Origin of the sequence: Thioclava sp. DLFJ4-1 (assembly GCF_002020145.1) — a bacterium.
GTDB lineage: Bacteria > Pseudomonadota > Alphaproteobacteria > Rhodobacterales > Rhodobacteraceae > Thioclava > Thioclava sediminum.
In genome coordinates, this window is record NZ_MPZT01000003.1 from 622,087 (window position 1) to 643,591 (window position 21,505).

The 21,505-nt window shown below is 65.2% G+C and carries 23 protein-coding genes, 1 tRNA gene and 1 pseudogene; 14 read left to right on the plus strand and 11 right to left on the minus strand.

Translation table 11 applies throughout. The annotated features are described in order from the left end of the window. Nucleotides 1-619: 619 nt before the first annotated feature. The 3 genes from BMI85_RS12760 to BMI85_RS12770 all read right to left on the minus strand — a co-directional run bounded on the left by BMI85_RS12760 (nucleotide 620) and on the right by BMI85_RS12770 (nucleotide 2,376). The gene (locus BMI85_RS12760) at nucleotides 620-985 is read right to left on the minus strand and encodes a hypothetical protein (protein WP_078601534.1); all 366 of its coding nucleotides are present in this window, start codon (nucleotides 983-985) and stop codon (nucleotides 620-622) included. Between the two features lie 108 nt (nucleotides 986-1,093). Beyond that, entirely contained in the window at nucleotides 1,094-1,528 is a 435-nt protein-coding gene (locus tag BMI85_RS12765; protein WP_078601535.1) for a host attachment protein, read from the minus strand. An 8-nt stretch (nucleotides 1,529-1,536) separates the two neighbouring features. Beyond that, nucleotides 1,537-2,376, minus strand: a complete 840-nt coding sequence (locus BMI85_RS12770; protein WP_078601536.1) for a universal stress protein — start codon at nucleotides 2,374-2,376, stop codon at nucleotides 1,537-1,539. Nucleotides 2,377-2,565: 189 nt separating this feature from the next. On the opposite strand from BMI85_RS12770, the pseudogene BMI85_RS12775 reads away from it, so the two are divergent. From BMI85_RS12775 to BMI85_RS12785, 3 genes and pseudogenes are all read left to right on the plus strand, one after another. After that, a pseudogene (locus BMI85_RS12775) lies at nucleotides 2,566-2,655 on the plus strand (Hsp20 family protein); the annotation flags it as partial. Between the two features lie 79 nt (nucleotides 2,656-2,734). After that, entirely contained in the window at nucleotides 2,735-3,157 is a 423-nt protein-coding gene (locus BMI85_RS12780; protein ID WP_078601537.1) for a cytochrome c, read from the plus strand. A gap of 38 nt (nucleotides 3,158-3,195) precedes the next feature. Beyond that, on the plus strand, nucleotides 3,196-3,621 hold the full coding sequence (locus BMI85_RS12785; RefSeq protein WP_078601538.1) for a DUF2267 domain-containing protein: 426 nt from the start codon (nucleotides 3,196-3,198) through the stop codon (nucleotides 3,619-3,621). Between the two features lie 13 nt (nucleotides 3,622-3,634). On the opposite strand, the gene BMI85_RS12790 is transcribed toward BMI85_RS12785, so the two are convergent. Further along, entirely contained in the window at nucleotides 3,635-4,306 is a 672-nt protein-coding gene (locus BMI85_RS12790) for a phosphoribosyltransferase family protein (RefSeq protein ID WP_078601539.1), read from the minus strand. Nucleotides 4,307-4,515: 209 nt separating this feature from the next. Here BMI85_RS12790 and BMI85_RS12795 point away from each other — a divergent pair, with 209 nt between their 5' ends. The 3 genes from BMI85_RS12795 (at nucleotide 4,516) to BMI85_RS12805 (ending at nucleotide 7,003) form a co-directional block, all read left to right on the plus strand. After that, nucleotides 4,516-5,226, plus strand: a complete 711-nt coding sequence (locus tag BMI85_RS12795; protein WP_078601540.1) for an SDR family oxidoreductase — start codon at nucleotides 4,516-4,518, stop codon at nucleotides 5,224-5,226. Nucleotides 5,227-5,245: 19 nt separating this feature from the next. Next, on the plus strand, nucleotides 5,246-6,199 hold the full coding sequence (locus BMI85_RS12800) for an aldo/keto reductase (RefSeq protein ID WP_078601541.1): 954 nt from the start codon (nucleotides 5,246-5,248) through the stop codon (nucleotides 6,197-6,199). Between the two features lie 66 nt (nucleotides 6,200-6,265). Next, on the plus strand, nucleotides 6,266-7,003 hold the full coding sequence (locus BMI85_RS12805; protein ID WP_078601542.1) for a sulfite exporter TauE/SafE family protein: 738 nt from the start codon (nucleotides 6,266-6,268) through the stop codon (nucleotides 7,001-7,003). On the opposite strand, the gene BMI85_RS12810 is transcribed toward BMI85_RS12805, so the two are convergent. The 4 genes from BMI85_RS12810 to BMI85_RS12825 form a co-directional block, all read right to left on the minus strand. Continuing rightward, complete coding sequence (locus tag BMI85_RS12810) at nucleotides 7,004-7,603, minus strand: DUF2927 domain-containing protein (protein ID WP_078601543.1); 600 nt, start codon at nucleotides 7,601-7,603, stop codon at nucleotides 7,004-7,006. 161 nt (nucleotides 7,604-7,764) lie between these two features. Continuing rightward, nucleotides 7,765-8,202, minus strand: coding sequence for a type II 3-dehydroquinate dehydratase (aroQ, locus tag BMI85_RS12815; RefSeq protein ID WP_078601544.1), 438 nt, complete (start codon nucleotides 8,200-8,202; stop codon nucleotides 7,765-7,767). A 64-nt stretch (nucleotides 8,203-8,266) separates the two neighbouring features. Continuing rightward, a complete protein-coding gene (locus BMI85_RS12820) occupies nucleotides 8,267-9,091 on the minus strand; it encodes a glycosyltransferase family 2 protein (RefSeq protein WP_078601545.1) in 825 nt (274 codons plus the stop codon). A 143-nt stretch (nucleotides 9,092-9,234) separates the two neighbouring features. Beyond that, a complete protein-coding gene (locus tag BMI85_RS12825) occupies nucleotides 9,235-10,893 on the minus strand; it encodes a BCCT family transporter (protein ID WP_078601546.1) in 1,659 nt (552 codons plus the stop codon). A 348-nt stretch (nucleotides 10,894-11,241) separates the two neighbouring features. Here BMI85_RS12825 and BMI85_RS12830 point away from each other — a divergent pair, with 348 nt between their 5' ends. Then, entirely contained in the window at nucleotides 11,242-12,444 is a 1,203-nt protein-coding gene (locus BMI85_RS12830) for a M24 family metallopeptidase (RefSeq protein WP_078601547.1), read from the plus strand. A gap of 107 nt (nucleotides 12,445-12,551) precedes the next feature. Here the strand turns inward: BMI85_RS12830 and BMI85_RS12835 are convergent. Continuing rightward, nucleotides 12,552-12,641, minus strand: a tRNA-Ser gene (locus BMI85_RS12835). Nucleotides 12,642-12,820: 179 nt separating this feature from the next. Between BMI85_RS12835 and BMI85_RS12840 the strand changes: the two genes are divergently transcribed. From BMI85_RS12840 to BMI85_RS12870, 7 genes are all read left to right on the plus strand, one after another. Beyond that, nucleotides 12,821-13,921 carry an AI-2E family transporter gene (locus tag BMI85_RS12840; RefSeq protein WP_078523178.1) on the plus strand — a complete coding sequence of 367 codons (1,101 nt, stop codon included), beginning with the start codon at nucleotides 12,821-12,823 and terminating at the stop codon, nucleotides 13,919-13,921. Between the two features lie 69 nt (nucleotides 13,922-13,990). Then, the gene (locus tag BMI85_RS12845; protein ID WP_078601548.1) at nucleotides 13,991-15,421 is read left to right on the plus strand and encodes a protein adenylyltransferase SelO; all 1,431 of its coding nucleotides are present in this window, start codon (nucleotides 13,991-13,993) and stop codon (nucleotides 15,419-15,421) included. A gap of 27 nt (nucleotides 15,422-15,448) precedes the next feature. Then, on the plus strand, nucleotides 15,449-16,168 hold the full coding sequence (locus BMI85_RS12850) for an endonuclease/exonuclease/phosphatase family protein (RefSeq protein ID WP_078523140.1): 720 nt from the start codon (nucleotides 15,449-15,451) through the stop codon (nucleotides 16,166-16,168). A 64-nt stretch (nucleotides 16,169-16,232) separates the two neighbouring features. After that, nucleotides 16,233-17,129: a DMT family transporter gene (locus tag BMI85_RS12855; protein WP_078601549.1), complete on the plus strand. Its 897-nt coding sequence runs from the start codon at nucleotides 16,233-16,235 to the stop codon at nucleotides 17,127-17,129. 104 nt (nucleotides 17,130-17,233) lie between these two features. After that, entirely contained in the window at nucleotides 17,234-18,508 is a 1,275-nt protein-coding gene (eno, locus tag BMI85_RS12860; protein WP_078541333.1) for a phosphopyruvate hydratase, read from the plus strand. A 207-nt stretch (nucleotides 18,509-18,715) separates the two neighbouring features. Further along, the gene (locus tag BMI85_RS12865) at nucleotides 18,716-19,390 is read left to right on the plus strand and encodes a haloacid dehalogenase type II (protein WP_078601550.1); all 675 of its coding nucleotides are present in this window, start codon (nucleotides 18,716-18,718) and stop codon (nucleotides 19,388-19,390) included. Beyond that, the gene (locus BMI85_RS12870; protein WP_078550651.1) at nucleotides 19,387-19,815 is read left to right on the plus strand and encodes a cupin domain-containing protein; all 429 of its coding nucleotides are present in this window, start codon (nucleotides 19,387-19,389) and stop codon (nucleotides 19,813-19,815) included. The genes BMI85_RS12865 and BMI85_RS12870 overlap by 4 nt, the downstream gene beginning before the upstream one ends. On the opposite strand, the gene BMI85_RS12875 is transcribed toward BMI85_RS12870, so the two are convergent. Continuing rightward, nucleotides 19,816-20,262 (minus strand): DUF4405 domain-containing protein, encoded by a 447-nt coding sequence (locus BMI85_RS12875; protein ID WP_078601551.1) that lies wholly within the window; start codon nucleotides 20,260-20,262, stop codon nucleotides 19,816-19,818. 78 nt (nucleotides 20,263-20,340) lie between these two features. Next, on the minus strand, nucleotides 20,341-21,450 hold the full coding sequence (locus BMI85_RS12880) for an anhydro-N-acetylmuramic acid kinase (RefSeq protein WP_078601552.1): 1,110 nt from the start codon (nucleotides 21,448-21,450) through the stop codon (nucleotides 20,341-20,343). Nucleotides 21,451-21,505 lie beyond the last annotated feature (55 nt).

Sequence of the window (21,505 nt, forward strand, 5' to 3'; positions counted from 1 at the left end):
CGCTTCGGCCTGAACGCTGCCCCTTCGGCACCGCCCGACCGCGGACCGCCCGCGATAGTTCACCCACCGGCGCAAGTGGTGCGCCAGACGCGATATCCTTGCCCACTGCGCGCATATGGCCGCGCAGCTGCCCCGAACGGGCCAGCGCGTGACGCAGGCGCGGGACGGGCTGCGGCGGATGGGGCGCGAGCCGTGGCGGTCTCGCTTGCGCCCGCGCAATGACGAAAAGCCATTTGGGTGAGACGCAGGCCGCCAAGCGGAGGCAGATCGGTGGCGACGATGGCTCCGCAGGTCAGCGCATTGACGCGCGACAAGACACGGTTGGAAAACCGCACTGCCTGGATCTACGCGAAGGCGGAAATTGCGAATATCTCGGAGCTGTTCGGTTGATACCGGCGGGTCTTGGCCGGGCTTATGGCGAAAGCCGCGCGACTCAGGCCGGAGGGAACTGGGGAAGACCGACACGGACCGCGCTGCGACGCGCGCCCCCTTAAATGCGCAGCGCGCGCTCCCGATACGGAAACGCGCGCCACCCCCCCCAGACAGACACTGCGAGCGGTGTCTCTTTATCGACCCCTACCGCCCGCGCGGCCTGCCCCCACACACATGCCAGTTCCCCTCAATTGCGACGCTCCATCAGCAGCGCCACCAGCAAGCCGGTTCCGACCATGCCCAGAAGCACCCCGGCCCAGGGCACGGGATGGCTGCGCACGCTTCGACGCAAGTCATGCTGCGCCTCTGCCAGCGAGTGGCGCATTTCGAGAACCGCGTCGCGGGTATCCTCCACGAGATCGTGACCCCGCCGCGTCGCCTCCGCGCCAAGATCGCTGGCCCGCAGCCGACCATGACGTCGCAACGCCTGCGCCAACTCCGTCACATCGTCGCGCAGCTCTTCGAGATCGGCGCGTATCGCCTCGACGGCGTGGCGCTCGCGATCCTCGATATCGGCGCGTTCGTGTGCTGCGTCGCTGGATGTCTTGGCCATGGCGTTTCTCCTCTGATCCGATTTTGAACCGTGCGACAGATTGGCAGGATGCAAAGCCGCAAGACGTCGCGCATTGATCGCCGTCACTGCAAAATGCAAACGCGCGGCTCACGTGACCTTCAGCGCCTCTTGCAGCTTTTCGCGGAAATGGCGCGGCGAGAGGCTCGCGAGGTTGGAGTGGATCTCCCGGCTCACCCGCGCCGCCAGAGCCGCGGACATGGCATCCCGCATCGCGCCCAGCATCCGCGGCGGCGCGACGAGGACGAGCGTGTCGAATTGCTCTCGCCCGAGGCTCTCTTCGAGACGTTCACACAGCTGATGCGCGAAAGCGATCTCCGGCTCGTGGTCCGGATCGCCATGCGGCGCCATCGTGGCCCGCCGCCCGGGCGACCCGCTCGAGAAGCTGCGACCCGCCTTATCGCGCGGGCTCTCATGCGGCGCTTCCAGCTCGAAGACCGCCTTGCTTCCCTCGGCATCGGCCAGCACATGCGCGCTGGCGGCGTTCATCACCACGATCCATTCGGTTTTCTTCGGCTGTCGCATCGGCTCACCTATTTTGAGAACAGCACCGGCAGGTGGGATTTTTCCAACAGGCGCGTGGTCACCGCGCCGATCACGAAGTCATAGAGCCGCGAATGACCGTAAGCGCCGACGGCGATCATCTCGGCCCCGCGTTCGCGCGCTGTGTGAAGCAACGCATCGCCCGCTTCCGAGGTCGTCTTCATCCGATCCAGAAGGGTTACATCGAAGCCGCGCCGGTCCAGCGCCGCCGCGAGGTCGTCGCGCAGATCGTCCACGGCCTCCCGCTCGCCTTCCGACGGCGACACGGAAAGCAGATCGATCCGCGCACCATGCGCCGCAAGATAGAGCATGTCATGCACCGCCCGCATCGCCTCGCGGCTGCACGAAACCCCGACGAGGATATGCTGCGCGGGGTTGTTCAGTTGCGCAGCCTCGCTCACCACCAGCACCGGACGCCCGGCCTGGCGGATCAGCTGCTCTTGCATACGCACATCGCCCGCGCGCCCGGAATGGGCCGGCACCTGCGCGGACAGGACGAGATCGGCGGCGCGGCAGCTATCGACGAGAAAATCGATCAGCGCGTCACGCACACCACTGGGGGTTCGAAATTCGCCCTGCACATCTTCGGCCTTGAGCGCATGTTCAAACGTCTCGCGGATCTCAGCCGCCTCCTTGCGCTGCCAGTCGACGAATTCTGGATAGACGATCGGATCGCTCGCCAGATCGCCGCCCAACAGCGGCAACGGCTCGACGCCATGCGCTCCGATCAGATGCGCCTCGAAGCGGCGACACAGCGCGGCCGCCATCGGGGCGAGCCAGCGGGCTTCGTCGGTCTCTAGAAAGGCAGCGGCAAGGGTGCGCGGAATCATCTTGGGGCTCCTGAATGGTCACATCGGCCCAAACCTACGGCGCTGCGCGCAAAATGGCATTGATCGTGCGCAACGTCGGAGCTTTCGCGAGGCCGCGCGCCGCTATGCGCGCCGTCAATGCGAGTGCCGCGCCGGACGTGAGAGGCTTGAACTCGTTCCACCGAGACATTTCTCACGGGAGTTTCTGCATGTCTGAGCGACGGGGTCCTGACCGTGACCCTGCCGAAAGCCGCCGAAGCGCACGAGAAAGATCGCCGCATCGACGTCAAGGCGCGATGAGCGCGCATCACCCGGGCGGCCCTTCGCGCCCTGAACTGTCAGCGCGACGGGCCGCCCCCTGAACCGGAAGGATAGTCCGATGACCAGACCCGTATTTGCAACCCTCGCAGCCCTCGCATGGGCCTTGCCCGTCAGCGCGGAAGAGGCCTCCAGCAGCCCGATGACCGCGGCGCAGATGGGGGCCGATCTTTACCAGAATTACTGCGCCACCTGCCATGGCAAGAGCGCTGCGGGCGACGGGCCGCTCAGCGAATATTTCACCACTCAGGTGCCGGCACTGACCCAGCTTTCGGCGAATAATAATGGGGAATTTCCGCTCGCGCGGGTCGTGCATCTGATCGACGGCGGCCAGCAGATGCCCTTCCACCGGGGCGCGATGCCCAGCTTCGGCCCGACGATGATGGAAGAGACCGCAGGGACGGTCGGCGCGCTCAACGCGGAGGTCTACACGCGCGGGCAAATCCTGCTGATCGCGGAATATCTCGCAAGCATTCAAGGCTGAGGCAGCGCCCTCAGCGCCCCAACCGGGAGGTTTGACCGATGAAAGTGACCGGCCTGAGTGCCATCGACCACGCTCCCCAGATCGTGGCGGAATGGCTCAACGATCTGGAATATCGCTTGGACAACAAGGACCGCAGCCACGCCTATCTGCTGCTGCGCACGACCTTGCACGCGATCCGCGATTTCCTGACCACCGCGGAAGCTGCCGATCTCGGCGTGCAGCTTCCGGTGCTGCTGCGCGGGATTTACTACGACGGGTTCGTGCCCTCGCGCCAACCCGCGCATCCGCGCAATCGCGACGCCTTTGTCGGACGGGTGGCGGAGGCGTTTGCCGACCGCCCGCTCGACGATCCCGAAGCGGAAGTGGCGGCGGTGTTCGATCTGCTGCATGAACGGATCTCCGAGGGCGAATATCGGCAGGTGACGCAGGCGATGCGCCACTCGCTGCGCAGCCTGATCGCCTGAACGGGAGGGGCCGCTACGCCCGATCCTTGCGCGACGGTCGCGCCTGCGCGGTGGCGAGGATTTGTGCGACCTCCGCATCGGGAACCTGCCCGAAATAGGTGTAATAGGCCCCGACCGCCCCAAAATACGATGGCACCAGCGGGCAGATCACGCGGTCGGCCTCGGTGCGGATCGCCTCCAGTGCGTCCTCTGACGCGACCGGGATCGCGCAGACCAGCTCTTCGGGACCGGCGGCCCGCACCGCCCGCAATGCCGCGCGCATCGTGGCCCCCGTCGCCACCCCGTCATCCACGATAATCGCGACCCGCCCGGCCAGCGGCAGCCCCGGTGCGCCGTAGCGCTTGATCCGGTCGGCGATCACCTCGCGCTCGCGGGCGGCGAGGCCCTCTAAAGTCGCCTCATCGCAGCCGCTGGCGCGGATCACATCGGCGTTGCGCACCAGCACCTCGCCACGCAGCCCCGCGATCGCCGCAAGCGCCACTTCGGGATTGCTGGGCGCGCCGAGCTTGCGCACGAAGACAAGATCCAGCGGCAGATCGAGGCGCTCGGCCACCTCCCAAGCGACCGGCACTCCGCCACGCGGCAGCGCAAGAACCACCGCGTCGCGCCCGCGATAGGCCTCAAGCTGACGCGCGAGGACGATCCCCGCCTCGGTCCGGTCGGTATAGCGTTCGAGATGACTCATGCGGGCCTCCCCCTCCCCTTGAGTACGTTCAGATGCCAGCGTGCCGTGCCATCGAGGGCGCGGCATTGATCGCGAACAAGCGCCCCCTTTTGCCCCGCTCTTCTGATCGTGAAAAGAAATTCGGGACCGCCGCACCCGCGGCCCTATGTCGATTTGGAGTGGCCGCCGCACGCCTGAGAACGACAGCCCGAAAGCAGGAGATCAGCGCCATGAGTTTGAAAGACAACCGCATTCTCGTCGTGGGCGGCTCGTCCGGGATCGGTTTCGGCGTGGCGCAGGCGGCGTTGGACCGCGGCGCACGGGTCACCATCGCCTCGCGCTCGGCGCAGAAGGTCGACGAGGCCTGCGCGCGGCTTGGCGGCGCGGTCGAGGGCGTGACGCTCGACACCGGCGATGCGCCCGCGTTGGAGGTCTTCTTCGCGGAGCGCGAACCGTGGGACCATGTCTTTTGCTCGGCGGCCAGCACCAAGGTCGCCGCGGTCAAGGATTTGCCGCTGGAAGACGCCCAAGCCTCTTTCGAGTCGAAATTCTGGGGTGCCTATCGCCTCGCCCGCGCGGCCAAGGTCGCAGATGGCGGCTCGCTCACCTTCACCTCGGGCTTCCTGTCGCAACGGCCCAAATCCGGCGCGGCGATCCAGGGCGCGATCAATGCAGGGCTCGAGGGGCTGACCCGTGGCCTCGCGCTGGAATTCGCGCCGGTGCGAGTTAACTGCATCTCCCCCGGGCTGGTGAAAACCGAGATGTACGAGAGCCTTCAGGGCGATGGACGCCGCGCGATGTTCGACAATGCGGCCGAGCGTCTGCCCGTGGGCCAGGTCGGCCTGCCCGAACATATCGCCATTCAGGCGCTCGCCCTGATGGACAACCCTTACATGACCGGCTCCACCGTCTTTGTCGAAGGCGGCGGGCTGCTGATCTGAGCAAGCGAAAGGACCTCCGATGAAACGCACCCCCCTCGGCACGACCGGTTTTGAGATCGCCCCCATCGTCTTTGGCGGCAACGTGTTCGGCTGGACGCTGGACGAGGCCGAGAGCTTCCGCATCCTCGACGCCTTCATCGACCACGGGTTCGACGCGATCGACACCGCCGACGTCTATTCGAAATGGGCCGAGAGCAATTCGGGCGGCGAATCCGAGACGGTTCTGGGCCGCTGGTTCGAGGCGCGTCCCGGCATGCGCGAGAAGGTGAAGCTGTTCACCAAGGTCGGCTCCGATATGGGCGGACCGGGCGAAAAGGGCCTCGGCGCGGAGTGGATTCCCAAAGCCATCGACCGTTCGCTGGAGCGGCTCAAGACCGATCACGTCGATCTCTATTTCTCGCATTGGCCCGATGACAGCGTCAGCCATGCCGAGACGCTGGCCGCCTATGACAAGCTGCTGAAGGCAGGCAAGATCCGCGCGATCGGGGCCTCGAATTACGATGCCGATCTGCTGACGGCGGCACTGGAGACCGCGGATAAAGAGGGGCTGCCGCGCTACCAGGTGATCCAGCCGGAATATAACCTTTATGACCGTGACGGCTTCGACGGGCCGCTGCGCGACCTCTGCCTGCGGGAGAATATCGGCGTGGTCACCTATTTCTCGCTCGCCGCCGGGTTCCTGTCGGGGAAATACCGCTCGAAAGCCGATCTTGAGGGCCGCAAGCGTGGCGGAATGGTCGAGAAATACCTGACAGATCGCGGCATGGCGATCCTCGACGTGCTTGAAGACGTGGCCAGCCAGAAAGGTGCGAAACCGGCCGAGGTCGCGACGGCATGGTTGATCAACCGCGAGGGCGTCAGCGCTCCGATCGCGAGCGCCACAAGCCTCTCGCAGATGGAAAGCTTCGCGAAGGCTGTCGAGATGAGCCTGACCGACGAAGAGATGCGCCGTCTGACCGATGCGGGCGCTTAATCTTTCCTAACACTCGGGTGGCCGCCGGGCCGCCCGATCCTCCCCTCCCGACCGGACGCCGTTTACATGTATGAAACCGTATTGCTGATCGTGGCGGCTCTGATCGTCGGGATGTCGAAGGGTGGGCTTTCGACCGCCGCGGCCATCGCGGTGCCGATGCTGGCGCTGTTCATGAACCCGGTGAAGGCGGCGGCGACGCTGCTGCCGGTCTATATCGTGACCGATTGGGTGGGCGTCTGGCTCTACCGCCACCATTTCTCGAAGCGGAACCTGTTCATCCTCGTGCCTGCGATCCTCGCGGGCGTCGCCATCGCGACGCTCATCACGCCCTACACACCCGAATGGGCGCTGCTGATCTTCACCGGGCTGATCGGGATCTGGCATGTCGCGCGGGCGTGGTTAAAGCGGCATGACGACAGCCAAGCCGAGGCGAAGGTCGTGCCGGGGCTGTTCTGGGGCACGCTGACCGGGATCGCGAGCTTCATCACCCATTCCGGCGCGCCGCCGGTGCAGGCTTACCTACTGCCGCAGAAACTGCCGAAGCTGGAATTCGCGGGCACCATCGCCATCGCCTTCGCGATCGGCAATATCGTGAAACTCCCCGCTTATTGGGTGATCGGCCAGCTCGACGGGCTGAACTGGTCGCTCGTCGCGGGGCTTGCGGTGGCGGGCATCGCGGGCACCGTTGCGGGGCGCTGGCTGACCGCGCGGCTGTCGCAGCAGCTCTACATGCGGGTCATCCAGATCATGCTGGCGGTGCTGTCGGTTCTGCTGCTGATCCGCGGCGGGATGCAGGTGATGTGATCAGCGCGGCGGGTAATGGCTGCGCAGGGTCATCGCGTCCTGCCCGATCAGCCGCGTAACCGAATTCCCGTTCTCTGAGAAGATCGAACTTTGCGTATAGTACGGGTCTTCCAGATCGGTCGAGAAGCCCAGCGATTGCACGATTTCCTCGAGTACGACCGAGCGGATGTCGCGCATCTGGATGTCCCGGCTGAAGGCGATATCGGCATCGGTGATCCGGCCCGTATTCGTCTGCCAATAGAACGTCACCTTCGCGACCGTGCCCGGTCCTAACCGCCTGCCGTTGAGACGCATCGAGGGCGTTCCCCGCACGGTGCCGCCCACGGGCGTATCGGTCAGATAGAGATTGATATCGGCGGGACGCGCCCCGGCATAGCTCAGGTGCAGCGCGGCGCCGGTCTTGTTGATCTGGTCGATCGCGGCGCGGGCGGCCTCTTCGATGGCATGGGCGCGCTTGGCAGGGAAATGCTTTGAGCGGAAGGCGATGCCCACGGTCAGATCGCGGCACTTGCTCGCGGCCCATCGGCGATAGGGCAAGGTGCAGGCCCCCCCGGGTCGCGCGGCGCAGGCCATCGCCCGGTAGAAGTCGCGATCGCTCATCTTGCCGGAATTGGCGATGTTGCGATCGGCGCTGGTGTCGCGCGCTTGCGCGGGGAGCGCGAGGCTAAGTGCAAGCGCAAGGCAGGTCGCGCCGGGGGCGATACCGCGTGCAATACTTATTGATTTCTCAAATAGTTGCAGACCGATCTTAAAGCCCTCTCTTAACTCAGAACCGAACAGGCGCGGCGTGTGGCGAGGGCGTAGCCCTCAATCCCGAAGCCTGCCAGAACCCCCTCCGCGCGTTGCGAGATGAAGGAATGATGGCGGAAGCTTTCGCGTTTGTGAACATTCGAAATATGCACTTCGAAGACCGGCCCCTCGAACGTGTTGAGCGCATCGAGGATCGCGACGGAGGTGTGGGTATAGGCGCCGGCGTTGATCACGATCGCGCAGGCCGCGTCGCGCGCGCGGTGGATCTGTTCGACGATCTCGCCTTCGAAATTCGACTGAAACAGCGCGACCTCGAAGCCCTTGGGCTGCGCCTCCTCGCGGCAGATCCGCTCCACATCCTCGAGCGTGTCCGAGCCGTAGATCTCGGGCTGGCGCTTGCCCAGAAGGTTCAGGTTCGGGCCGTTGAGGATATGGATGGTCTTCGACATTCTGCGCTCCGGATGGCGCGTGGGACGGGTGCGCCCTGCCCCCAGCGCGGATCATTTCCCCAAGCTATAGGGCCTTGCGCGGGTTCGCGTCCAGCAAAAGGGCGAGATCGGCTGGTGTGGTGGCGCCTTGGTCACGCTCGACGAACTGGCGCAGCTTGGAGAGGTTCTTGCGCGCGAGCACGCCGAGCGCCGAGACCGGCCCACCCAGATGATTGGCACGGATCGCCCGGTAGTCCTCGGCCATCTTGCGCCGCAGATGCGCGAGCGAGCGGTTGCTGACGCCGCCCAGCCGCATCTTGTAGAGAAGCTCCGGCAGGTAGACCGCGCGACCTTGGGGCGCGCTAAAGACCCGCAGCATGAAGTCGTAATCCGCCGCGATCCGGTAAGAGGTGTTAAAGCCCCCCAGCCGCGCATAGGTGGAACGCCGCAGGTAGAGCGTCGGGTGCGCGGGTGCCCATCCCCGGCGCAGCTTGGCCGGGGTGAAGCCGCCATTGGCCCAGTGACGGATCACCGTATCAGGGTCGCCGCGCAGAACATAATCGAGATTGGCGAAGACCGCCTCGACCTGCGGATCGGCAAAGACGGCGGCGACATGGGCCAGCGCATCACGATGGGCCAGCATGTCATCGGCATGAACGAAGCCGACCACCTCGCCCGTGGCCCGCGCGATACCCTTGTTGAGCGCATCGTAGAGGCCCCCATCGGCCTCGCTGAAAGCTATCATCCGAGAATGGCGCGCAGCCTCGATCGCCGCGAGAGAGCCGTCGCGCGAGCGCCCCTCGATTATAAGATGCTCGAGATCGCGGTGGCTCTGCCGCGCGACCGAGGCGATGGCATCGCCGACTGTCGCCTCGGCGTCATAGACCGCAGTGATCAGGGAAATCTTCATCGACCTTACCCATCCGTTAGGAACTCCCCTAACGCTGCGTCATCACGATTAAGAAATCCCTAACGCCACTCTGGCCCCGCCAGAGTGGCGCATGAAAAGGCCGGGCGCTGCGGCCCGGCCTTCTCTCGTCTTCGGTCTTGCGATCACTCCGCAGGGTTGGCCTGCGCGCCCTGCGATGCCGGTGGCGGGGTCGGATCGGCCCCGTAGAGATCGCCCGGCAACTCGGAGGGCATCGCGTGATCGGCCTCCTCGTCGCTCTGGTAGCGCTGGTTGTGGCGATAGAGCATCAAGGGGTCCCATCGCAGCGCCTTCAGCAACCCGATGAGGATGAAGAAGCACACGATTGCGAAGGGGAAGCCCGCCACGACCGCCGCCGCCTGCAGCGCGTTCAGACCGCCTGCGAGCAGCAGCACCGAGGCCACCGCGCCTTCCGTGATCGCCCAGAAGATCCGCTGAACCTTCGGCGGATCGGCATCGCCGCCCGCAGTCAGCATGTCGATCACGAAAGAACCCGAGTCCGAGGAGGTCACGAACCACATCACGATCAGGATCACCGCGAAGCCAGACATCAGGCTCGCCAGCGGGAAATGGTCGAGCAGCGCGAACATCGCATCGCCATAGGCATTCTTCGTCGCATCCACGATAGTGCTGTCACCGCCCAGCGAGATGTCGAGCGCGGTGCCGCCGAAGGCACAGAACCAGAAGAACATGATCGTCGTCGGCAGCAGCATCACGCCCACCACGAATTCGCGGATCGTGCGCCCTTTCGAGATACGCGCGATGAAGACGCCGACGAAGGGCGACCAGGAAATCCACCACGCCCAGTAGAAGATGGTCCAGCTATTCTGCCACGAGCCGTCCTTCTGCCACGCCTCGGTCCAGGAGCCCCAGCTGACGAGTTCCGCGATGTAATCGCCATAGCTTTGGACGAAGAGGTCGAAGATGAAGATGGTCGGGCCGACGATGACCATGAAGGCGAGGAACACGATCGACAGGCCGATATTGAGGTTCGACAGCCGCTTGATCCCGCCATCGAGGCCCGCCACGACCGACAGGGTCGCGGCCGCCGTGATGCAGGCGATGATGATGATCTGCACGAAGGGCGATTGGTCGATGCCGAAGACGGTGCCGAGGCCCGAATTGATCTGCATCGCACCAAGGCCCAGCGAGGTCACGATCCCGAACATGGTGCCGAACACCGCGAGAATATCGACCGCAGAACCCCACGGCCCGTAGATCTTCTCGCCCAGAATTGGATAGAGCGCCGAGCGGATCGTCAGCGGCAGGCCCTTGCGGAAGTGGAAATAGGCCAGCGCCAGCGCCACGACCGCATAGATCGCCCAGGCCTGGAAGCCCCAATGCATGAAGGCGATGGTCATCGCTTGCCGGGCGGAGGCCTGGGTTTCCGCTTCGCCGACGGGCGGGGCGAAGAAGTGATACAGGGGCTCGGCCACGCCCCAGTAGATCAGACCGATCCCGATCCCGGCCGAGAACAGCATCGCCGTCCATGAAAAAAGCCCGTAAGCGGGCTTGTCGGTCATGCGACCCAGTCGGATATCGCCATAAGGTCCGAAGGCGAGAAAGACGGTTGCGGCAAGGAACAGGTTCACCTCGACGATCAGCGCCCAACCGAGGTTGGTCGCGAGCCAGTCCTGCAAGCCGGTGAAGAGCGCCTTGGCCTGATCACTGAACATGGCGCCGAAGATGATGAACCCGATGATGAGGACCGCAGAGACGAGAAACACCGTCTTGTGGACCTTGGGGAATATGAACAGCCGTTCTTGCGGCATCTTATCGTGCATTGGTCTCCCTTTCTGTTGGTGCGCCGGATCGCGTCGGTTGACGAGACTGGGCGCCCAATCCCCGCACGTCTCGGCAGGGTTCCCTCGGATCGATCAATGTTTCATGCGTGCGCCGGGTTCCGCCGATTTGTGAAAAAGCAAATCGCACGCGACGGAATGAGGGGACTTGGCAGCGAGGAGATTTTCGCCCAATCTGCCGCTCAGGGCTGAAGGCGATGGCGTCGCCGGCGCAGCTTGCGCCCGCCCTGTCTCACCCATCCTGCACGCCGGGATCTTGCTTTGTCGCAGCGCGCGACGGGGGAAGATCGTCCCTCGGCGCGCTGCGGCCTCTGATAAGGAAGAGTGCCGATGGACCGTCCTGCTTTTTACCGATTTCACCAAGGCGAGCGCATCCTGCCCTTCGCCGCGACCGAATACGACGCACGGCTCGCGGGTCTGCGCGCGGCGATGACCGAGGCGGGCATTGATGCCTGCCTGTTCACCTCGATGCATAACATTGCCTATTATTCGGGCTTTCTGTACTGCGCCTTCGGGCGGCCCTATGCGCTGGTCGTGACACCGACCGACAGCGTGACGATCTCGGCAGGGATCGATGCCGCGCAGCCGTGGCGGCGCTGCCATGGCGAAAACATCACCTATACCGACTGGGCGCGGAACAATTACTGGCGCGCGATTGCCTCGGTCACCGGCAAACGTCGCGTGCTGGGCGTCGAATCCGATCACCTGACGCTGGCGCAGGCAGCGCTTCTGCAGGATTTCCTCGAACCGTCGGTGACCCATGACATCGCCCCCGCCACGATGCGGCAACGGATGCACAAATCTCCCGCCGAGATCGACCTGATCCGGCAAGGCGCGGCCGTCGCAGATGTCGGCGGCTATGCGATCCGCGAGGCGATCCGCGAAGGCGTGCGCGAGATCGACGTTGCGATGGCGGGCCGTGACGCGATGGAGCTGGAGATCGCCAAGCGGTTCCCCGAGGCCGAGTATCGCGACACCTGGGTCTGGTTCCAGTCGGGCATCAACACCGACGGCGCGCATAACCCGGTCACGGGGCGGGTGCTGGAGCGCGGCGATATCCTCTCGCTCAACACCTTCCCCATGATTTCCGGCTATTACACGGCGCTGGAGCGGACGCTGTTTGTGGGCGAGGTCGACGACGCCTCGCGCGCGATCTGGGAGGCGAATGTCGCCGCTCATGAATACGGGATGAGCTTGCTTAAGCCGGGCGCGAGCTGCGCCGACGTGACGGAGAAGATCAACGCCTTCTTCGCTGAGCGCGACCTGCTGCAATACCGCACCTTCGGCTATGGCCACAGCTTCGGGGTGCTGTCGCATTACTACGGGCGCGAAGCGGGGCTGGAGCTGCGCGAGGATATCGACACGGTGCTGGAGCCCGGCATGGTGATCTCGATGGAGCCGATGCTGACGATCCCCGAGGGCCAGCCCGGTGCAGGCGGCTACCGCGAGCACGACATCCTCGTGATCACCGAGGCCGGCGGCGAAGACATCACCGGCTATCCCTACGGGCCGGGCTTCAACGTGGTGGGGTGACGTGAACCGAACACGCGGGCGGCGCGCCTGCCCGCGTGCACATGACCGAAGAGAGGTCACGCGCGGCCTGCGCAAAGCGGGTATAATTGGAGAAAACTGGGGAATTGTGGCGGAGCGGAAGGGATTCGAACCCTCGAGACGGTTCCCCGCCTACACACTTTCCAGGCGTGCGCCTTCGACCACTCGGCCACCGCTCCGCCGGCGGGTTTATCCGCAAATCCGGGCGGGATGCAAGACCCGATCCGGAATAATGCGCAGGTCATGAAAAAGCCCTGAAATCACGCGGGTTCGGCGCTTGCGCGCCTGCGCGGCGGCTCCTAGCATAAGAAAAACCGGTTACGACCCCGTCAGGGTCAGGCACAGGAAGATGATGAAGATGAAGGACACTCCCGATGAGGGCCACCCTGCCCTGATCGATGGGCGCGCGTTCGAGCCGCGTGCGCTCACCAATGTGCTTCTGGGCATCATCGCCTTCGCGCTGGCGCTGTTCCTGATGGTGCAGGCGAAGTTCATCCTGATCTCGCTGGCCATCGCGATCATCCTGTTCTCGCTGACTTCCGAGGCGATCAACGCGGTCGGGCGGCTGCGGATCGGGCCGGTCTCGATTCCGCCGCGTCTGGCCTCGCTGGTGGCACTGGCGCTGATCGCGGGCGGGCTGCTGACGCTGAGCGCGGTGCTGATCTCTCAGGTGAACACGGTCGTGACGATGGTGCTGAACTATGCGGGCCCCGCGCAGCAGGCGATCGCGCAGCTCTTCGGCTGGATGGGCCCCGAGGTAGAACAATCGGTTCTGGAATCGATGCAGAGCATTCAGGTGGCGGGCTATCTGACCACCTTGGCGGGTCAAGCGTCGAACCTGCTCTCGGCCACGATCCTGATCATTCTCTTCGTGGGCTTCCTGTTCGCTGAGCGGATCTGGTTCGACGCCAAGCTCAACTCGCTGATGGGCGATTCCGAGAGCGCCGAGCGGATCGCGCGGATGGTCGGCACGATCATGCGCCGGGTGAACCACTACCTTCTGGTGAAAGCCATCGTCAGCGCCGTCACCGCCGTCGCGGTCTATGGTGTCTTCACCGTGGGCGGGTTCGATCTGGCGCTGCCGGTCGCGATCATCACCTTCGCGCTGAACTTCATCCCTTCGATCGGTTCGATCATCGCAACCGTCATCGCCACGCTCGCGGTCTATGTGCTGACGCAGAACCCCTATACCGCGGGCACGGTGCTGGTCGCGGTCGGCATCCTGCAATTCGTGATCGGCAACGTGATCGACCCGATGCTGATGGGCCATGCGCTGCGGCTGTCGAGCTTCGGGATCATCATCTCGCTCGCCTTCTGGGGCGCGGTCTGGGGGCTGCCGGGGATGTTCCTCGCCGTGCCGATCATGGTGGCGCTGATGATCATCTGCGCGCAAAGCCCGCGCCTGCGGCCATTGGCGGTGCTGCTGTCGCGCGAAGGTCTGCCGGATATGGACCATTGAGGGCTGCGGGTCATGCGCAGGGATTGGATTGACCGGCACACGGCTTAGATAGGGAGGCAAGGAGACCCCATGACCATTCCCTTCGACAACAGCTATGCCCGCCTGCCCGACAGCTTCTTCGAGCGTCAGCCGCCCCAACCGGTCAAAGCGCCCGAGCTGGTGATCCTGAACCGTGATCTCGCTGCGCGCTTGGGGCTCGATGCCGATTGGCTGGAAAGCCCCGAGGGGCTCGCGATGCTGGCGGGCAATACGATGCCCGAAGGTGCCGAGCCGATCGCACAGGCCTATGCCGGCCACCAGTTCGGCGGTTTCGTGCCGCGTTTGGGCGACGGGCGCGCGGTGCTGCTAGGCGAGATCGTGGCGCCGGACGGCGCGCGGTTCGATCTGCAACTGAAAGGTGCGGGCCGCACGGCGTTTTCGCGCGGACGCTCTGACGGGCGGGCGTGGCTCGGGCCGGTGTTGCGTGAATATGTTCTCAGCGAAGCGATGGCGAAGCTGGGCGTGCCAACGACGCGCGCGCTGGCCGCTGTGCGCACGGGCGAGACGGTGGTGCGCGACGCCTCGGGGCGTCCCGGCGCGATCCTGACCCGCGTCGCGCGCAGCCATATCCGCGTCGGCACCTTCCAGTATTTCGCGGCGCGCAATGACCGAGAAGGATTAAGAACGCTCCTCAACACATTGATAGAGCGCCACTATCCCGATTGCGAAACACCACTTGAGGTGCTGCGAGCGGTCGCAGCAAAGCAAGGCGAGCTGGTCGCGAAATGGATGGCGATCGGCTTCATCCATGGCGTGATGAACACCGACAACATGGCGCTGTCGGGAGAAACGATCGACTATGGCCCCTGCGCTTTCATGGACCACTACCATCCGGGGCGCGTCTTCTCTTCCATCGACCAACAAGGGCGTTATGCCTATGCGCGCCAGCCGCAAGTGGCGGTCTGGAACCTCGCGCAATTCGCGACCTGCCTGATGCCGCTCATCGGTGACGATGATGCCGCCATCGAACAGGCGAGCGCCGCGGTCGACAGCTTCATCGGCGTCTATCAGCGCGAGTGGCTGCGACTGATGGGCCGCAAGATCGGCATCGCGGAAGCGACCGAGGACGATCTGCCACTGATCGAGGATCTGCTGAACCGCATGTCGACCGAGAAAGCCGATTTCACGCGCGTGTTCAGTGCGTTGCGGCGCGATCCTAAGACAGCGAGCAAGGAATTCACCGAGCCGATGGCCTTTGATCTCTGGCGCGAGGGCTGGGAAAAGCGGATCGCCAGCGAGGATGATCCGCACTCCGTCATGGCCGCCGCGAACCCGCTGCGCATCCCGCGCAATCACCGGATCGAGGAAATGATCGCCGCGGCGGTCGATGGCGATGACGGCCCGCTTCACACTCTCATGGGCGCGCTTGCGGACCCCTATGCGGAAGATCCGCGTTACGCCGCATATGAAGCCGCGCCGAAATCCGATGAACGGGTGTATCGGACTTTCTGCGGCACATGAAGATCACCCTGTAAGGCACTCATAAAAATGACACTTCGGATCGCTTCCTACAATCTGCACAAATGCGTGGGGACCGACCGCAAGCATGATCCGGCGCGGGTCGTGAATGTCATCAACGCGCTGCATGCCGATGTGATCGCCTTGCAGGAGGTCGACAAACGCATGGGCGAGCGCCCGGCGGCGCTGCCGCAAAAGCTGATCGAGGAAGAGACCGACTTCATCCGCCACGACATGCCGCGGACCACCGCCGCCTCGCTGGGCTGGCATGGGCAGGTCGTGCTGGTGCGGCGCGGCTCACGGGTGCTGGGGGTCGAGCCGGTCACCCTGCCCGGTCTCGAGCCACGCGGCGCCATCGCGGTGAATATCGCGCCCGACAGCGGCGCACCCTTCTTGCTGATCGCGGCGCATCTGGGGCTGCGGCGCACGGATCGGCGCGCACAATGGGCGCGGATCGCGGAGATCATGGCCGGGGTGAAGCCGCACCCCGCCCTCGCCATCGGCGATTTCAACGAATGGCGCGCGCGGCACGGGTTCGAGGCGCTGACCGGGTTTCACATCCATGCGCCGGGCGCGACCTACCCCTCGCGCGCGCCGATCGGCCAGCTCGACCGGATCGTGACCTCGCCGGGTCTGCGCGTGGTGCGCAAGGGCGTGCTGGATACGCCGCTGGCGCGGGTGGCCTCGGATCACCTGCCGATCTGGGCCGATATCGGTGGCATCGTCACCCGGGCGCATCCCAGTTCGTGACGCGCCTTGAAGGCCGATCACACCCGCGCTAGGTGGGCCTTGACCATCCGGTCAGGAGCGCCCCATGACACCCGAACCCACCGACCACGATAACCTGCGCGGCTCGATGCTGATGATCCTCGCGATGGCAGGGTTCGCGCTGGAGGATATGTTCATCAAAATGCTCGCGGGCGACTGGCCGGTGGGGCAAATTCTCGCCGCCGTGGGGCTTGGCGGCGCGACGATCTTCGCGGTGCTCGCCAAGCTGAAGGGCGAACGGATCTTCACCCGCTCGTTGCTGTCCTCGGCGCTCTGGCTGCGCAACGTTGGCGAGATCGTCGGCACCGGCTTTTTCGTCTCCGCCGTGGCCTTCACGCCACTGGCCCAAGCCACTGCGATCCATCAGGCGACGCCGCTTGCGACCACGCTTGGCGCGGCGATCTTCCTCAAGGAGCGGGTCGGCTGGCGCAGGCTCTCCGCCATTCTGATCGGTTTTCTGGGCGTGTTGGTCGTGATCCGCCCAGGCACTGACGAATTCTCGATGCTCTCGCTTCTCGCAGTCGGCGCGGTCATCGGCCTGTCGATGCGCGACGTCACCACGCGACGCGTGCCGCGCGATGTGACCTCGCTGCAGGTGGCGACGCTCGGCTTCTTCTGCGTGCTGCCGCTGGGTCTGGTGCTGCTGGCGGTCCTGCCCGAGCCGATCGTCACGCCCGAGCCGATGGACTGGCTTTACCTTGCGGGCGCGCTCGCGATCGGGCCGGTGGGCTATTACGCGCTGATCGCCTCGGTGCGGCTGGGCGAGATCGCGGTCATCATGCCGTTTCGCTATTCACGTCTCGCCTTCGCCGTCGTGATTTCCATCGTCGTTTTCGCCGAGCCGCCGGACCGCTGGACGCTGATCGGCGGGGCGGTGATCGTGGGCTCTGGCCTCTATGCGCTGTGGCGGCAGGCCAAACTGCGCCGGGAAGGCCGCCGTTAGCGTTAACATTTCTGCCAGAAATTGCCCTTACGGCCTTTTCGCAGGCGCAGCACAGGTGTATGCACCTAGCCAAGCATCAACCGGAGCCCGAGGAGAGCGCCCCCATGAGCACCATCATCGACATCCACGCCCGCGAGATTCTCGACAGCCGTGGCAACCCCACCGTCGAAGTCGACGTGATCCTCGAAGACGGCACGATGGGCCGTGCGGCCGTGCCGTCGGGCGCGTCCACCGGCGCGCATGAGGCGGTCGAGCGCCGCGACGGCGACAAGGCCCGCTACATGGGCAAAGGCGTTCTGGAAGCGGTCATGGCCGTGAACGGCGAGATCGCGGAAAACCTCGTCGGCGAAGACGTCACCGAGCAGGTCGAGATCGACCGCGCGATGATCGAACTCGACGGCACCGAGAACAAGGGCCGCCTCGGCGCCAACGCGATCCTCGGCGTCTCGCTGGCCTGCGCGAAAGCGGCGGCCGATTTCTCGACCCTGCCGCTCTATCGCTATGTCGGCGGCACCTCGGCGCGTGTCCTGCCGGTGCCGATGATGAACATCATCAATGGCGGCGAGCATGCCGACAACCCGATCGACATCCAGGAATTCATGATCATGCCGGTCTCGGCGGGCAATATCCGCGACGCGGTGCGCATGGGCTCGGAAGTGTTCCACACGCTGAAGAAAGAGCTTTCTGCGGCAGGCATGACGACGGGTCTGGGCGATGAAGGCGGCTTCGCGCCGGAACTCAGCTCGACCACCGCCGCGCTCGACATCATCCTGAAATCGATCGAGAAAGCGGGCTACAAGCCGGGCGAGGACATCTACCTCGCGATGGATTGCGCCTCGACCGAATATTACAAGAACGGCAAATACGAGATGAAGGGCGAGGGCCTGTCGCTGACCTCGGAAGAGAATGTCGACTATCTCGAGAAGCTGCTGGGCGCCTATCCGATCATCTCGATCGAAGACGGTATGGCGGAAGACGACTGGGAAGGCTGGAAGCTCCTGACCGAGCGTCTGGGCGACAAGGTGCAGCTGGTGGGCGACGATCTCTTCGTGACCAACCCGACCCGTCTGGCCGATGGCATCAAGCAGGGCGTCGCGAATTCGATGCTGGTGAAGGTCAACCAGATCGGCACCCTGACCGAGACGCTGCAGGCGGTCGATATGGCGCATCGCGCGGGCTACACCAACGTGATGAGCCACCGTTCGGGCGAGACCGAAGACGCGACCATCGCCGATCTCGCGGTCGCCACGAACTGCGGTCAGATCAAGACCGGCTCGCTGGCCCGTTCGGACCGGCTCGCGAAATACAACCAGCTGATCCGTATCGAGGAATCGCTGGGTGAGACCGCGGAATATGCGGGTCGCTCGATCCTGCGCTGAGCGCGTCTTGAATTGAGACACCCAAGCCCCCGGCGGAGCACGCGCTTCGCCGGGGGTTTTCGTTTGCACCTTGCCCGGATCAGCCGCGAAGCGGCCCGGGCGGAGCACGCGCGTCGCCGGGGGTTTTCGTTTCGCCTTCGGCGAGGATATTTGAGCCAAGCCGAAGGGGCGATTGCGCCGAGGCGCGATCCGGGTCAGTGTCGGGCCATGATCAAGGCTCTGATTTTCGATGTGTTCGGCACCTGTGTCGATTGGCGCAACTCGGTCGCGCATGAGGTGGAGATCGCCTTTCCCGGGATCGATTCCCTTGCCTTCGCCGATGCGTGGCGCGCCGAATACGATCCTGCGATGCGGCGTATCCGCGAGGGCGGGCGCGGCTATGTGGCGCTCGACGATCTGCATCGCGAGAACCTGCACCGGGTGGCGAAACGCTTTGCGGTCTCGGCGCCCGATAGCCTCTCGCATGTCTGGGAGCGGCTGACCCCGTGGCCCGATGTGGTCGGCGGCCTTCACGCGCTGAGGCGCCATGCGATCATCGCGCCCTGTTCCAACGGGTCCATCGCGCTGATGACGCGGCTTGCGCGCCATGCGGGGCTGCCGTGGGATTGCATTCTCGGCGCGGATATCGCCCGCGACTACAAACCCAAGCCCGAGGTCTATCTGGCCTCCTGCGCCGCGCTGCGCCTGCCGCCCGAAGAGGTGATGATGGTGGCCGCGCATAACGACGACCTCGCAGCTGCCCGGCCCTTGGGGCTGCAGACAGCTTTCGTGCCGCGCCCCACCGAATACGGGCCCGCTCAGGACAAGGACCTTGTGGCGAGCGAGGAATGGGACGCGATCGCGCCCGATTTCGAGACGCTGGCGAAGGAGCTTTTCGCATGAGTGAGGCCGACGCGATCATCGAAGCCCTCGGTCTCGCGCCCCATCCCGAGGGCGGACATTACCGCCAGACCTGGGAGGCGGAGGCCGCAGACGGTGCGCGCCCGGCGGGCACCTGCATCTATTTCCTGCTCAAAGCGGGCGAGCGCAGCCATTGGCACCGGGTCGATGCGACCGAGATCTGGCATTTCCACGCAGGCGCGCCGGTGCAGCTCGATATCGCGCCGCAGGAGGCGGGGCCGGTGCTGGAACTGCTGTTGGGCCCCGACGTGCTCGGCGGCGATCAACCTCAGGGGATCGTGCCCGCGGGCCAGTGGCAATCGGCGCGCTCCACCGGGGCGTGGAGCCTCGTCAGCTGCACCGTCTCGCCGGGCTTTCGCTTCGAGGGCTTCGAACTGGCCCCGAGAGGCTTCGACATCCCCCGCTGATCACCAGAGCCCGATGCTCGCCCAACGCGAGAGCTGATCGAGCCAGCTAATCGGCGGCCACCAGAGCAGCGTCAGCACGATCACCGCACCCACCAGCCCGACCGCCAGCGCCAGTTCGCGCCGGTGACACAGCGTCTGCGCCGCTGCCGACCACAGCAGGTTGCGGATCACAGGCCAGTGCAGCTTGATGTGCCAGATACCGGCGAAGATGAAGAGCACCCCCATCGCGAGGTGCAAAAGCTCCCAATCGGCGCGGTTCAGCGCGAGGAGCGACCAGTCGATATCCCGCGCCAACCGGCCCGAGGGCGCGATGCTGACGACGAGGCCGGAGATGACCATGACGACGAAGCTGAGCCCCGCGAGGAAGACCGCGGCGGCCCGGTTCGAGAACGGGGCCTGCTTGCGCGCCTGCGGCGTGGGACAGGGATCGGTTGGAGTTTCAGACATCGGACTACCCTCTTCAATGAGGCCGATCCTAGCGCCTTGCGCCGCGGCGCGGCATGATCGGCGTCAAGTGATGTGAATTTAGCCGGGCCGCGAGACCTTGCCGCCGCCGATCAGCGCCGAGACCCCGGTCGTGGACGGTCCCGAGGTCGCCATGCCGCGCGCGACCCGCACCGCGAGATAGGCGAAGGCCTGCGCCTCGAGCATGTCGCCGTCGAGCCCGATATCCTCGACGGGCTGCACCGGCACGTTCATCCGCCGCTGCAACGCCACCATCAGCGCGGTGTTGAGCCGCCCGCCGCCGCAGACATAGATCGCTTTCGGCGGCGTCGGGTAATGCTCGCCCGCGCGCGCGACCGAGGCTGCCGCACAGGCCGTCAGCGTCGCTGCCGCATCGGCATCGTCCAGCTCCGCGACGCGGGTCAGGATGTCGTGGAAATCGTTCCGATCGAGCGATTTCGGCGGCATCTTCAGGAAATAGGGATGCGTCAGGAAGGCCTCGACCATGGCCTCGTCAACGCGGCCCGCCAACGCCAATTCGCCCCCCGCATCGAACTCGGCCTTGCGCCGGAGCCGCATCAGGTCGTTGATCGGCGCGTTAGCGGGGCCGGTGTCGAAGGCCAGCACCGCGCCGGGCACCTCTGCCGAGGGCTGGCGCGGATCGACCCAGGTGACATTGCCGACGCCGCCGAGGTTCAGAAATACCGCAGGCGCGTCGAGCTTGGCGTATTTCGCGCAGGCGAAGTGGAAGAACGGTGCGAGCGGCGCGCCCTGCCCGCCCATCTCCACATCGGTGGAACGGAAATCCCAGACCACCGGGCGCGACAGCACCTCGGCCAGAACCGAACCATCGCCTGCCTGATGGGTGCGGCGCGGGCCCTGCATCCCGTAGGGATCATGGGCGAGCGTCTGGCCGTGAAACCCCACGACCTGCGCCTCTCCCAATCCGCTGAGCAGTTCCGCATGGGCGGTCTCGACCACCTCGCAGGCCTCTTCCACACCGGGCTCGCCGGGCCAATGCCCGAGAGCCGCGTGGAGCGTCGCACGCTCGGCCTCGGTATAGGGGCGGTAGTCGCTGCGGCCGAAATCGAGAATGCGGGTTCCGTCGGTCAACACGAGCGCCGCGTCCACCCCGTCCAAGGACGTGCCCGACATGGCGCCAACTGCCCAGACCGGCCCGGATTTCAACATGGCTTCCCTCTCGTCGCCTGCCCCGATATACGCACGCTCAGACGAAAGGAACAAG